Source organism: Xanthomonas fragariae (assembly GCF_017603965.1).
Lineage (GTDB): Bacteria > Pseudomonadota > Gammaproteobacteria > Xanthomonadales > Xanthomonadaceae > Xanthomonas > Xanthomonas fragariae_A.
This window is the reverse complement of record NZ_CP071955.1, coordinates 2,653,293-2,665,118: the sequence shown is the minus strand read 5'-3', so window position 1 is coordinate 2,665,118 and position 11,826 is coordinate 2,653,293. Positions and strand designations below refer to the sequence as shown.

Here is an 11,826-nt window from a genome sequence, read left to right as displayed (position 1 = left end):
GTTGATTTTGTTGCAGAGGTCGATTGTGTCCCTCAATTCCATCGCATTGGCCGTCATCGGCGGCACTGGTGTCTACAAGCTCGCGCAGTTGGACGATGTGCGCACGCACGAGATCGAAACGCCGCACGGCGCGCCGTCCGGTCCGATTCGTGTGGGCATCTTGCTGGGCCATCGCGTGGCGTTTCTGGCGCGTCATGGCGAGGGTCATTCGCTGCCGCCGCACAAGGTCAATTACCGCGCAAACATCGCTGCGCTGCAGCAAATCGGTGCCTCGCGCGTGCTTGCGCTCAACACCGTCGGCGGCATCACCGAGCAGTTCGGTCCGCGCGTATTGGCGTGCCCGGATCAGCTGATCGATTACACCTGGGGACGCGTGTCCACCTTCTGCGAAGAGCCTGGCAGCGAGGTGCAGCATGTGGATTTTGGTCATCCGTACTCGCCGATGTTTCGCAGCAAGGTCATTGCCGCTGCCAAAGTGACCGGCGTCACGATGGTGGCCGGTGGTTGCTACGGAGCGACGCAAGGGCCGCGATTGGAAACGATTGCAGAAATCGTGCGCATGCGTCGCGACGGCTGCGATCTGGTCGGCATGACCGGCATGCCGGAGGCCGGGCTTGCCCGCGAAAAAGGGCTGGAATATGCGTGTTTGGCGATTGTGGCCAACTGGGCGGCCGGCTGCGGCGACGCGCAGGAAATCACCATGGCGGAGGTATTGGCCAATGTCGATGCCGCATCGTCCGGCTTGCCGGAGCTGATCGGCGAACTCGCACGCGGGTGATTGTCATTGGAGAATAAGCTTTGCATACTCGGCGCGTACGCATCGCCGTACACCACCCACTAATTATTGCAAAGGTCTCGCATCACCATGCCGAACGGTACCGTCAAGTGGTTCAACGACGCCAAGGGATTTGGTTTCATCTCACCGGAGGACGTCGACGCCAATGATGTCTTCGCGCACTTCTCCGCGATCAATTCCAAGGGCTTCCGCAGCCTGCAAGAAGGCCAACGCGTCAGTTATGACGTGACCAAGGGCCCCAAGGGTGACCAGGCTTCGAACATCACCCCGGTTGAGTGATTTGACTCGATTGTGCGGTTGAAGAACCCCGCCACGGCGGGGTTTTTTTGCACCGCTCCATGCGGGATCGGCGATAGCGAAGGCAATAGCGAAACAGAGCCGAGAAACCTCCGAACAATGCAATACGTAGCGAGTGAAGCTGGATCAGTGCGATCGATCATGACGATGCGCGCGTGCAAGACCAGCCCGGCAATTGCATGGCCCGTACGATCGATCTGATATCGCTGCCGACGGCTCTGCCTCCACGTTGCGCACGCAGGCGCAGGGCACGGCAGCTGTGGGCAGCGCGTGAACCTTGGCTCTGCTGGATGCGCTGGCGATGCGCGATGCCTTGCGCGTTGGTGCCAATACCAGGGCTGCCCACTACCGCACCGGCAACGCCATCGCATCGCCTTCTACGCAGGCAACCAGACGCTCGCCTTCGACAAGAGTGGGCACAACGCCCGCTGTGAAATGCGAAAACGCCGGCAGGATGGTGACGCGCTCGCGCAGCCAGAACGCAGGCCAGCGACGCGATAGCCCGGGCAGTGCGACTAGCGGATGCAAATGCCCGCACAACACATGACGGGCGGGATGCGGGAACGGGTCGTGGCGCAGCACGAACAGGCCATCTTCGACCTGTTCTCCAGCTGCTTCGATATGCAGATCGGCGCCGGCCAAGGCGCGGTCGTGATTGCCGCGGATGGCGATCACGCGCAACGCGCAGTGATGCTCGCGCCACGCGCTCCAACGCCGATGCCAGGCCGCGCGCGGCGCAGGTCCATGCAGTAGATCGCCCAGAATCCATAGCGCATCCACCTCGCGTTGTGCCAGCAGTGCATCCAGCCGCTGCAGATCGTGCGCGGTACCGCCAGCCGGCATCCCGATCCCCGCACGGCGAAAGACATCGGCCTTGCCCAGATGCAGATCGGCAATCAGCAATGCGCGCTGCGCCGGGCGATACAACGCTCGCTCGCCGAGCAATTCGACTGTTTCGCCGCCCAGCTGCAGCAGCACGCTATCGCCCATGTTTGCGCTCCAGTTGTTCTGCGGCACGTAACACACGTGCTTTCCAGTCTTCGGTACTCAGTTGGCCACGCACGCGCTCGGCCCATAACGGAAACGACAACGGGGTGAGGCTGGGTGGTGTGCACAAGCGCAGCTCGCGGTGCGCGCAATCTTCCAATGCATGCGCTAGTCGCGCCAATTCGAGCTGCCCTTCGAACACTTCGCGCTCTGCTTGAGCCAGCAACAGATGATCGGGATCGAAGCGTTGCAATACGTCGTAGAGCAATCCGCTGGATGCCTGCAGCTGGCGCAGGCTGCGCGGCGCACGGCCGGGCAGCGATGGCGACAACAATCCGGCAACGCGTGCGATCTCGCGGAACTGACGGCGTGCGAGCTCGCCCAGATTGAGGCTGTCGCGCAGATCGTCGAACAAGCCGGCGGGCGATAACAATGTGTGTAACACGCGTGCATCGAATTCGACATTCTGTGCGGGAGACAGCACGAAGCCGTAGTCGTTGGCCGAAAAACTGAAAGTATTGCGCTGAAGTCGGCCCCAGCGCGCCGCGAGCAGCGCGGCCAGTCCTTCATTGACTTGCCGGCCGGCGAATGGATACACGAAGACATGCCGGCCATCGCGCGCCTTGATGCTCTCAACAAGCAGATGATCCGGCCCCGGCAGCGACGACAGCGTGGCCTGCAATTGCAGCAACGGTGCCAGCGCCTGCATTTCCGGCGCATCGCCGGGATCGGCGAATACCGCCTCCACCTCGCGCCCCAATGCCGAGGACAACGGCATGCGCCCGCCCATCCATTTCGGGACCACGCCGCTGCCGTCTTTAGCAATGCGCACATAGGCCGTCATGTCTTCGAGCCGCACCAGTTCCAGCAATCGGCCGGCAAATTGAAAGCGATCGCCGCGGCGTAGACGGCCGACGAACCGTTCTTCCACCGCACCCAGTCGCCCGCCACGCAGGAACTGCACGCGCACGCTGCCATCGCTGGTAATGGTGCCGATGGACAACCGATGCCGCAGCGCGACGCGACGGTCGGCGACGCGGTACACACCGTCGTCGTCGCGGATCACTTTGTGAAAATCCGGGTAATGCGCCAGCGCGCTGCCGCCTTGCACAATGAAGTCGAGCACTGCGTGCCATGTGGCGTTATCCAGCGCTGCGAACGCATCGGTGCTGCGTACTTCCTGAAACAATGCATCTGCGTTAAAACCACCACCGAGTGCGAGCGTGACGCAGTGCTGCGCCAGCACGTCCAGCGATAGACGCGGCGGTGGCCGCGCTTCGATATGGCCATGCGCGATGGCGCGGCGCGCGGCGGCGTATTCGACCAGTTCCAGCGCATGCGAAGGCACGCACACCACATGCCCGGATTCGCCCGGGCGATGGCGCGCGCGGCCGGCACGCTGCAGCAAGCGCGCAATGCCCTTGGGGCTGCCGACTTGCAGCACTTGATCCACGGCCGGGAAATCCACGCCCAGGTCCAGGCTGGAGGTGGCCACCACGCAGCGCAGGCTGCCGTCGCGCAAGCCTTGTTCGGCCGCTGCGCGTAAGGAGGGGTCCAGCGAGCCATGATGCAACGCGAGCGTGGCCAGATCGTCCGGCCACACCGCGCTCAAGGCCTGATGCCATAACTCGGCCTGCGCGCGCGTGTTGGTAAATACCAAGCTGGTGCGCTGCTGCATGATTTTCTGCAGCACGCGCGCCAACTGCGCCAGGCCGAGATGGCCTGCCCACGGAAAACGTTCACCGCTCTCCGGCAGCAACGTTTCCAGCGTCATCGCGCGTGGTTTGACGCCCGACACCAACGCTGCATCCGGGCGATGCGGCAACAGCACATCGCGCGCTTGGGCCAAGTTGCCCAGCGTTGCCGACAAGCCCCAGATGCGCAGGTCCTGTGCCCATCCGCGCAAGCGCGCCAGACACAGTTGCAGCAACACGCCGCGCTTGTTGCCGAGCAGCTCATGCCATTCGTCGACGATCACACAGCGCAGCGCCGACAATTGCGGCGCGGTATCCGGATACGACAACAGCAAGGCCAACGATTCGGGCGTGGTGACCAGTACATCGAGCTTGCCGCTGCGCGCCAGGCGCTTGTCGCGCGCACTCGCATCGCCGGTGCGCAAACCCACTTGCCAATCCAGTCCCAGCGCCTCCACCGGCTCGCGCAGGGCGCGCGCGGTATCGGCGGCGAGTGCGCGCAAGGGCGTGATCCACAGCACCTGCAGCGTGCGTTGTTGCTGGCGGCGCGCGGTCGTGGCGGGTTTGATCGGTGGCTTGCGTCCGCGTGCGGCCAAGGCGTCCAGCAGCGGTCCACCGAAAGCCGCCAGCGTCTTGCCGCTGCCGGTCGGTGTGTGCAGCAAGCCGGATTCGCCATCGAGATAGCGCTTCCACACCTCGCGTTGAAACGGCAGCGGCGCCCAGCCGCGCTGTGCGAACCAGGCACGCCATTGCTGTAATGGCGTGTCGCGTGTCTGCTGCGCGGCGCTCACCGTGCCAGTGCCTGCAGGCTGCTCAGGTGATCGGCTTCGGCCATTGGCTTGTCGTGACGCCAGCGCAGGATGCGCGGGAAGCGCACCGCAATGCCGGACTTGTGCCGCGCGCTGCGGTTGACCGCTTCAAATCCCAGCTCGAACACATGCTGCGCGGTGACGGCGCGCACCGGTCCGAATCGCTCGGTGGTGTTGGCGCGGATCCAGCGATCCAGCTGCAGGATTTCCTTGTCGTCCAGACCCGAATACGCCTTAGCGACCGGTACCAATTGTCCCTCATGCCATAGCCCGAAGGTGTAGTCGGTATACAGCGTGCTGCGTCGGCCATGGCCGGCTTGCGCGTACAAAAGCACCGCATCAATGGTGAGCGGACCGATCTTCCATTTCCACCAATCGCCGCGTCGGCGACCGGAGTGATAGACCGAGTTGGCGCGCTTGAGCATCAGCCCTTCCACACCGCGTTCGCGTGCATCCAGCCGCACCTGCGCCGCCGCCTGCCAATCGCTGACCTGCACCAGCGGCGAAGCAACGATGCGCGGATTGCCGAGTGTGCTGAGCACTTCTTCCAGCAATGCGCGACGCTGCTGCAATGGACGCTTGCGCAGATCCTCGCCATCGCGTTCGAGCAGGTCGTAGGCAACCACGCGCACCGGCGCTGCCGCCAAGGTCTTGGGCCCGGGCTTGAGCCGTTGGATGCGCGTCTGCAGCGCGCTGAACGGCATCGGCAATGGTTGCTCCGGTTGCCAGGCCAGCAGCTCGCCGTCGATCACGGTGCCGTCAGGCAACTGCAGCGCGGCGTGTTCGATCTCGGGGAAGCGACCATCCAGACGCTCTTCGCCACGCGACCACAACGCCGCTTCACCAGCGCGTCGAATCAGCTGCAGGCGGATGCCGTCCCACTTCCATTCCATCAACCAGTCATCGATCGCGCCCAACGTTTCGACGTCGGCTTCCAATGGCGATGCGAGAAAAAACGGGTAGGGCTGCTGAAGATCGCCGGGCAGTTCTTCGGTGCTCAACAGATCGGCAAGATAGGTCGGATGCGGCCGCCAGTTACCCAGCATGCGCTGTGCGATGCGCGCAATCTCGATCCCGGACATCTCCGCCAATGCCTGCTGCACCAGTCGCTGGGACACACCGACCCGCAGGGCGCCGGTCAGCAGCTTGTTGAACACCAGGCGCTCGTCGAAGGCCAGGCTACGCCACGCCTGCACGATGCAGGCTTTGCGCAGGTCGACGTCTTGATTTGCGATCGGCAGCAACCGCTGTTCGATCCATTCGGCCAATGGCAGATCGGCCGCTTCGGTTGCCGGATCGTCCAGCAACAAGGCCAGCGTTTCAGCGAGATCGCCGACATGGTCGTAGCTGTCGGCGACCAACCAATCGGCAATGCCGGCGGTCTCGGCGATCCACGCGCGCAATTCGCCGCTGGTGGCGATCCGCATGCGCGTGCTGGCCACCTTGCCGCCTGCCAGTAGATACAGCGCCCACGCCGCATCGAGCGGCGGCGCACTGTTGAAATAACGCACCAGCGCCGCACGCTTGTCGAGCGTGCCGGTGCTGCGGTCCAGGGTGCGATACAACGCGGCAAACCGCTTCATGCCAACACCTGCACATCTGCGCGGGTGTCTGCAGCGCGCAGTTCCAATGCGCGTGGCGTAAACGCACGGAGCGTATGCGGGCGGCGTTGCGGGCCGACGGTGGCTGCGGGTGCGCTGCGATGCAGGTGAAACGCCAGTGCGTGCAGGCCAAACGCAAGCGCGCCACTCAAGCGGATGCGTGGGCACGCGCGAACATGAAGGCGTGGGGGCAAGGGGTTCATTCCTCGGCTCCGAAATCGGTGCGGAAGGCTTCCGCTGCGACGCCGCGTTCGAGTAAATGCTGGATCAAGGCATCGGTATTGCCATGGGTGGCGATCACCCGCCGCGCGCCAGTTTCTTCGATGGTGCGCAGCAGATCCGGCCAATCGGCATGATCGGACACCACAAATCCGCGGTCGTAATTGCGCCGACGGCGATTGCCGCGAATGCGCATCCAACCCGAGGCAAAGCCTTGTTGGGCATGCCGAAAGCGACGAGTCCAGGCACTGCCGGCCGCCGATGGCGGTGCCAGCACCAATTGCCCGGCATAGTCTGCACCGCGCGCATGTTCGCTGACCGGTTGAGTTTCCAGCAATGCGATGCCGGCCTTGCGATACACCTCAACGCCCACCGCGATCGCGCCATGCAGCAATGCAGGTTGTGTGTCCCAGGCGCGCAGTTCCGCTAATACGCGTTGCGCCTTGCCTAATGCATAGCAATACAGAATGGCCGCTTCGCCGCGCTCGGCGCATTCGCGTCGCCAGGCGACGATATCGGCGGCCACATCGGAGGTGTCCGGCCAGCGATACACCGGCAATCCGAAAGTCGCCTCGGTGATGAAGGTGTCGCATGGCACCACTTCGAATGGCTTGCAGGTGGGATCGGGCTGGCGCTTGTAGTCGCCGGAAGCGACCCAGACCTCGCCATCCACTTCGATGCGCACCTGTGCCGAGCCGAGCACATGGCCGGCCGGATGCAGCGACACGCGGGCACGCCCCAGGTCAAACGCTTCGCCATCGGCATGCGTGTGATAGACCTGCTCGCCCAGGCGCCACTGCAGGATCGGCAGACTTTCGCGCGTGCAATGGTATTGGCCCATGCCGCTACGCGCGTGGTCGCCGTGCCCATGGGTGATGACCGCGCGCGGCACCGGCCGCCAGGGATCGATATGGAAGTCGCCCTGCGGGCAATACAGACCCTCTGGCCCAAGCACGACCAGATCGCCGCGTGTTTTAGTGTCGTCGTCGTTGCCATTGCGCATGTCGCAACTCTGGCCAAGCCGATGTGCAGAGCCTGAGAATGGGAATGCATGCATCGATGCGGCTGCGCGGACGAGCGCCTTGTTTGTCGGGCGAATGCGTGAGCAGGCAGCATTGTGAGCAAATCGATCGAGCGCCGCGCGTGGTGCGACTTGCGTCTTCAATCCAGCGCGGACGTTAGGGCCTTGCCTGGCCCCTCATCGAGAGCGGCCACTAAGATCGGCTAACAAAACGATTGCGCTCACCGCCAGATGCGCTCACCGCCAGACGGGCGCGACCGGTGCTCGGAATCGGTATGTACCCCTCGCACTCGGGTTCCTCCGCGTCTTGCGCACCCACCCTGGCGATTGCTCGCTACGTTTTGTTAGCCATTCTTAAGACTCGGCGAGGGAACATCGACTACTGGCGGGGGACCAGCATAATCCGCGCGGATCCCGATCCCGAATTCCGATCCGGCCCACGCATCACAACGACCGCCATCAGCTCGACACCCTAATGCCGCGTGCGCCGCCCTGGCGTACGCACCGCGGTCGCCTCCACCGCCAAGGTGAAACTACGCTCTTCGCCGCCCATCATCGCGCCGACATCGACGATCTGGCGGCGAATCTCTTCGCCTTTTCCGTTACGCACCACCACCACCACGCTGTATTCCCATGGATCGCCATCGGCAGGATGGCGGATGGTGCCGTCGACCTTGAGCGGCACGATCGGCGCCGGCTGTGCGTGTTGCACAGCCGCCGAATCAAAGCGCAGATGGTGCTTGCATGCAGGGCAGACGCTGGCGCTTTCCAGAATCGTCGCCTTGCAATGCGGACAACTGCGCGTGGCACCGGGCGTGCCCGGGCGGGGCGCACTCATGTGGCGTCGCTGTCTCCGCTGACAATCGCCTTGCTGGCGCTGACCGGCTTGCTAGTCTCATCGCCCCAGCCGAAGTCGGCCTGGCCGCGCATGCGCGCGCCGGAGGCCACGGTCAGGCTGCCGGCCTTGACGTCGCCAACCAGTACACCGGAGGTCTGCAGTTCCACCTGCGCCGCCGATTCGATATTGCCCTCCATTTCGCCGGCGATGATCACCTTGTTGGCGCGCACGCCGCCATTGAGCTTGGCGCCGCGCTCGATGGTGAGATCGCCCTTGACGTTGACATCGCCCTTGAAGCGACCGGCCAGGCGCACATGACCGGCGCCTTCGATCTTGCCTTCTATGCTGATGTCGGCGGCGATCAGCGATTCTTTCGCTTCGCTTTGACGCTGCGCCGCCGCAGCCGTCGGCGCAATACTGGGTGGAGCAGGGGCCTGCACGGGTGCAACAGGGTTGGCCTCGGCGGTAAACAGCCGCCCATCGGCGGCGGGAACTTCGGGTGCTGCGGAAACGCTGTCTTTCTTGTTGGAACCTTGATCGCGCCACATCGACATCGGACTGCCTCGCTCGGGGGTCGACACCGACTATCGCCGCGTCAATCAATCTTTTGTGTGACAGCCTGCGCAATCCGACATCCAAGCCGTGCTTGCTCAGTCCAACGCGATCGTCGAGCCGTTCGGCCTGGGAGCGATGGCGCAGGAAGACCGCATGCGCGACTGCTAGCCTGCGGGCCCCAATGATACGAGGTCACTCACTGTTGGCACATCGCAACGCTGGCAATCGGCCGGCGCGTTGCGATGTGCGGCCTGGCAGGGATGGGTCGATTAGTGCTGCGGATGCTCGGCGTCGTGCTTGTCGGCGTGCTGCTCGGCCTTGTTGGCCATTTCCCGCGTCTTGTCGGCGGTGGCGTTTGCGGCATTGGCGGTGGCGCGGCTGGCGTCTTCAGCCAATTCGCGTGCGGCCACGCGTGCATCGGCAGCAGCGGCCTTGGCCTGCACAGCGGCGCGGTCGGCAGCCTGCTCGGCGGCGGCGGCAGCGTGCTTTGCAGCGGATGCGGCATCGCGGCGTGCCTGTTCGGCGTCAGGGCCCTGGCAGGCGGCGAGCGTAAGGGTGGCGATGGCGCTCAACGAGAGCATGCGGATCGTCTTCATGGGTGGTCCTGTTCCTGTTCCGGTGTTGGAAAGCCGAGCTTATGCAGGGACCGATGCAGCCTGCGTCAATGCGCGGCCGGCCATTGAGCCAATGCGCGAAGAGGCGGCATCTTCGACATGGCAAGGCTGCAGACTGGCGAACGCTGCGTTAGGCGGCCAAATTGCAGTCAAAGAAAAAGCCGCTGGAAGCAGCGGCTTTCTCCGGATCCACTTAGAGCTAAGAAGTGATTACTTCTTGGCTTCTTTGGCGGTTTCCTTAGCGGCTTCGGCGGTGTTTTCAGCCGTCTTGGCATCGTTGGCAGCCTGCTCGGCAGCAGCGTCGGTCGAGGCGCCGGAAGCAGCCTGGGCAGCGCTAGCAGCGGTGTCGGCCGAAGCAGCTGCAGTGTTGGCAGCAGACTGAGCGGCTTCAGCCGACTGCGAGCCCGAGGCAGCAGCCTGGTCAGCAGCCTTTTGAGCGTCGGCGGCAGCTTCGTTAGCCGAAGCAGCAGAGTCCTGCGCCTGTTCGGGCTTCGAGCAAGCGGTCAGGGCCAGGCCCAGCGCCATTGCGATCAGCAGCTTGTTGATGGTCATTGTTTCAATCCTCGTCGTTAGATTAGGCAACGCGCTAGTGCGCCCCCCCGACATGATGACGGTCCAAAGATCAGTGTCAAGCTCACGCGCATTCAGCTTTGAAAAAGCGACGTTAAAAGCAACTAAATCAACTCGATAGCGATAGCAGTCGCTTCGCCGCCACCGATGCATAGCGTCGCGATTCCGCGTTTGCCACCGCGCATGCGCAACGCGTTCACCAATGTCACCACCAAGCGCGCACCCGATGCGCCGATCGGATGACCCAATGCGCAGGCACCGCCATTCACGTTGACCTTGTCGTGCGCGATGCCTAGTTCCTTGATCGGTAGCATCGCCACCACGGCGAACGCTTCGTTGATTTCGAACAGATTCACCTCGTCCAGTTGCCAGCCGATCTTGCCGACCAGCGATTGGATCGCGGCGACCGGCGCGGTGGTGAACCACTCGGGGGCCTGCGAGTGGGTGACATGCCCGACGATGCGCGCCAACGGTGTCACGCCGCGGCGTTGCGCGTCGTCTGCGCTCATCAGCACGGTGATCGCCGCGCCATCGGAGATGCTCGACGAACTGGCCGCGGTGACGCTGCCGTCCTTCTTGAAGGCCGGTTTCAAGGCCGGGATCTTGGCCACGTCGGATTTGCCGGGCTGCTCATCGCGATCGACGATGACCTTGCCCTTGCGCGTGGCTACCGTGACCGGAACGATTTCGTCGGCAAAGGCGCCAGCGCGTTGCGCGGCCTGCGCGCGTTCCACCGATGCGATCGCAAACGCATCCTGATCGGCGCGGCTGAAACCGAATTTTTCGGCGGTGGCTTCGCCGAATAAGCCCATTGACTGGCCGTCGTAGGGATTGGTCAGGCCGTCCCATGCCATGTGGTCGACGGCCTGGAAATTGCCGTAACGGTTGCCGGTGCGCGAGTTGGGCAGCAGATGCGGTGCATTGCTCATCGATTCCATGCCACCGGCAACCACGATGCTGGCCGAGCCGGCCTTGATCAGGTCGTGTCCAAACATGATCGCCTTCATGCCCGAGCCGCACACCTTGTTGATGGTGGTGGCGCCGGTCGAGGTGGGGATGCCTGCCGCGATCGCGGCCTGGCGCGCAGGTGCCTGACCGAGATTGGCCGGCAGCACACAGCCGACGATGACTTCGGAAACGTCGGCCGGTGCAATCCCCGATTGCGCCAGCGCGCCCTCGATTGCGGCGGCGGCGAGCGTCGGCGCCGGCACACCGTTGAATTGGCCGAGGAACGCGCCGATGGCAGTACGTTTGGCAGCAACGATGACGATGTCGGACATGAGTAGATACCGTTTAAAGTGAAACGATTATCTGCCTCATGGCCAATTCGCGCCAGCAAGCTGAAGTGCCGGGACAGATGTGGATCGATGCAATATAAAAGACGACGTTGGGCCCAGGGATTGGGCCCTATCCATGGAATGGCCTCGGAGAAAATAACTCACATGAATGAAGATAGACCTCGCCAGGACTGTCCTGGCCTCGGCGCTGGCTGTTGCGTTGACAGCGTGTGGCGGCGGAGGCGGCAGAGGCGGCATTCGTCCGACCACACCGACTGCGCCGCCGACCTCGCCGCTACTTCCGCCGCCGGTGGTTGCACCGACGCCTGAACCCGCAGCCGACGCGCATCTGGCGCTGACCAATGCACGTGCCCCACAGGCGTTGGGTTTCACCGGCGCCGGCTATCGCATCGGCGTCATCGATACCGGCATCAACACCAATCCTCCGGCCTTACGTTGGGCTAGACCTGGGCCAACGCCATCAGTGGTACGGGCGGCCTGACCAAGCGTGGGACCGGCACCTTGGTATTGAGCAGCGACCTCAATAC

General features: G+C 63.7%; 12 protein-coding genes, 1 other RNA gene and 1 pseudogene. 4 read left to right on the top strand and 10 right to left on the bottom strand.

Annotation, left to right across the window (positions count from 1 at the left end; translation table 11 throughout):
* The first annotated feature begins 25 nt into the window (after positions 1-25).
* Complete coding sequence (locus J5I97_RS12535; protein WP_208586851.1) at positions 26-778, top strand: S-methyl-5'-thioinosine phosphorylase; 753 nt, start codon at positions 26-28, stop codon at positions 776-778.
* Positions 779-865: 87 nt separating this feature from the next.
* Positions 866-1,075 (top strand): cold-shock protein, encoded by a 210-nt coding sequence (locus J5I97_RS12530; RefSeq protein ID WP_002810360.1) that lies wholly within the window; start codon positions 866-868, stop codon positions 1,073-1,075.
* A 363-nt stretch (positions 1,076-1,438) separates the two neighbouring features.
* On the opposite strand, the gene pdeM is transcribed toward J5I97_RS12530, so the two are convergent.
* Genes pdeM through J5I97_RS12505 form a run of 5 tightly spaced genes read right to left on the bottom strand, consistent with a single transcriptional unit; the run spans position 1,439 to position 7,406 of the window.
* On the bottom strand, positions 1,439-2,083 hold the full coding sequence (pdeM, locus tag J5I97_RS12525) for a ligase-associated DNA damage response endonuclease PdeM (RefSeq protein ID WP_208586849.1): 645 nt from the start codon (positions 2,081-2,083) through the stop codon (positions 1,439-1,441).
* Positions 2,073-4,565: a ligase-associated DNA damage response DEXH box helicase gene (locus J5I97_RS12520; RefSeq protein WP_208586847.1), complete on the bottom strand. Its 2,493-nt coding sequence runs from the start codon at positions 4,563-4,565 to the stop codon at positions 2,073-2,075. Before J5I97_RS12520 ends, pdeM begins: the two co-directional genes overlap by 11 nt.
* A complete protein-coding gene (locus J5I97_RS12515) occupies positions 4,562-6,166 on the bottom strand; it encodes an ATP-dependent DNA ligase (protein ID WP_208586846.1) in 1,605 nt (534 codons plus the stop codon). Before J5I97_RS12515 ends, J5I97_RS12520 begins: the two co-directional genes overlap by 4 nt.
* Positions 6,163-6,387, bottom strand: coding sequence for a hypothetical protein (locus J5I97_RS12510; RefSeq protein WP_208586845.1), 225 nt, complete (start codon positions 6,385-6,387; stop codon positions 6,163-6,165). Before J5I97_RS12510 ends, J5I97_RS12515 begins: the two co-directional genes overlap by 4 nt.
* Complete coding sequence (locus J5I97_RS12505) at positions 6,384-7,406, bottom strand: ligase-associated DNA damage response exonuclease (protein WP_208586844.1); 1,023 nt, start codon at positions 7,404-7,406, stop codon at positions 6,384-6,386. The genes J5I97_RS12510 and J5I97_RS12505 overlap by 4 nt, the downstream gene beginning before the upstream one ends.
* Before the next feature lie 293 nt (positions 7,407-7,699).
* Between J5I97_RS12505 and J5I97_RS12500 the strand changes: the two genes are divergently transcribed.
* Positions 7,700-7,774, top strand: a non-coding RNA gene (locus J5I97_RS12500) — sX9 sRNA.
* A gap of 122 nt (positions 7,775-7,896) precedes the next feature.
* Here the strand turns inward: J5I97_RS12500 and J5I97_RS12495 are convergent.
* From J5I97_RS12495 to J5I97_RS12475, 5 genes are all read right to left on the bottom strand, one after another.
* The gene (locus tag J5I97_RS12495; protein ID WP_208586843.1) at positions 7,897-8,262 is read right to left on the bottom strand and encodes a hypothetical protein; all 366 of its coding nucleotides are present in this window, start codon (positions 8,260-8,262) and stop codon (positions 7,897-7,899) included.
* Positions 8,259-8,816 (bottom strand): bactofilin family protein, encoded by a 558-nt coding sequence (locus J5I97_RS12490; RefSeq protein ID WP_208586842.1) that lies wholly within the window; start codon positions 8,814-8,816, stop codon positions 8,259-8,261. The genes J5I97_RS12495 and J5I97_RS12490 overlap by 4 nt, the downstream gene beginning before the upstream one ends.
* A 270-nt stretch (positions 8,817-9,086) precedes the next feature.
* Entirely contained in the window at positions 9,087-9,413 is a 327-nt protein-coding gene (locus J5I97_RS12485) for a hypothetical protein (RefSeq protein WP_208586841.1), read from the bottom strand.
* 228 nt (positions 9,414-9,641) lie between these two features.
* Positions 9,642-9,983: a hypothetical protein gene (locus J5I97_RS12480; RefSeq protein ID WP_208586839.1), complete on the bottom strand. Its 342-nt coding sequence runs from the start codon at positions 9,981-9,983 to the stop codon at positions 9,642-9,644.
* A gap of 122 nt (positions 9,984-10,105) precedes the next feature.
* Positions 10,106-11,281 carry a thiolase family protein gene (locus J5I97_RS12475; protein ID WP_208586838.1) on the bottom strand — a complete coding sequence of 392 codons (1,176 nt, stop codon included), beginning with the start codon at positions 11,279-11,281 and terminating at the stop codon, positions 10,106-10,108.
* Positions 11,282-11,447: 166 nt separating this feature from the next.
* On the opposite strand from J5I97_RS12475, the pseudogene J5I97_RS12470 reads away from it, so the two are divergent.
* Positions 11,448-11,735, top strand: a pseudogene (locus J5I97_RS12470) (autotransporter domain-containing protein); the annotation flags it as partial.
* Between the last annotated feature and the right edge of the window lie 91 nt (positions 11,736-11,826).

Bases quoted from the DNA above. Each gene is read 5' to 3' on its own strand.
- J5I97_RS12530 (WP_002810360.1), top strand. From the start codon at position 866: ATGCCGAACGGTACCGTCAAGTGGTTCAACGACGCCAAGGGATTTGGT.
- pdeM (WP_208586849.1), bottom strand. From the start codon at position 2,083: ATGGGCGATAGCGTGCTGCTGCAGCTGGGCGGCGAAACAGTCGAATTG.
- J5I97_RS12515 (WP_208586846.1), bottom strand. From the start codon at position 6,166: ATGAAGCGGTTTGCCGCGTTGTATCGCACCCTGGACCGCAGCACCGGC.
- J5I97_RS12510 (WP_208586845.1), bottom strand. From the start codon at position 6,387: ATGAACCCCTTGCCCCCACGCCTTCATGTTCGCGCGTGCCCACGCATC.
- J5I97_RS12505 (WP_208586844.1), bottom strand. From the start codon at position 7,406: ATGCGCAATGGCAACGACGACGACACTAAAACACGCGGCGATCTGGTC.
- J5I97_RS12495 (WP_208586843.1), bottom strand. From the start codon at position 8,262: ATGAGTGCGCCCCGCCCGGGCACGCCCGGTGCCACGCGCAGTTGTCCG.
- J5I97_RS12490 (WP_208586842.1), bottom strand. From the start codon at position 8,816: ATGTCGATGTGGCGCGATCAAGGTTCCAACAAGAAAGACAGCGTTTCC.
- J5I97_RS12485 (WP_208586841.1), bottom strand. From the start codon at position 9,413: ATGAAGACGATCCGCATGCTCTCGTTGAGCGCCATCGCCACCCTTACG.
- J5I97_RS12480 (WP_208586839.1), bottom strand. From the start codon at position 9,983: ATGACCATCAACAAGCTGCTGATCGCAATGGCGCTGGGCCTGGCCCTG.
- J5I97_RS12475 (WP_208586838.1), bottom strand. From the start codon at position 11,281: ATGTCCGACATCGTCATCGTTGCTGCCAAACGTACTGCCATCGGCGCG.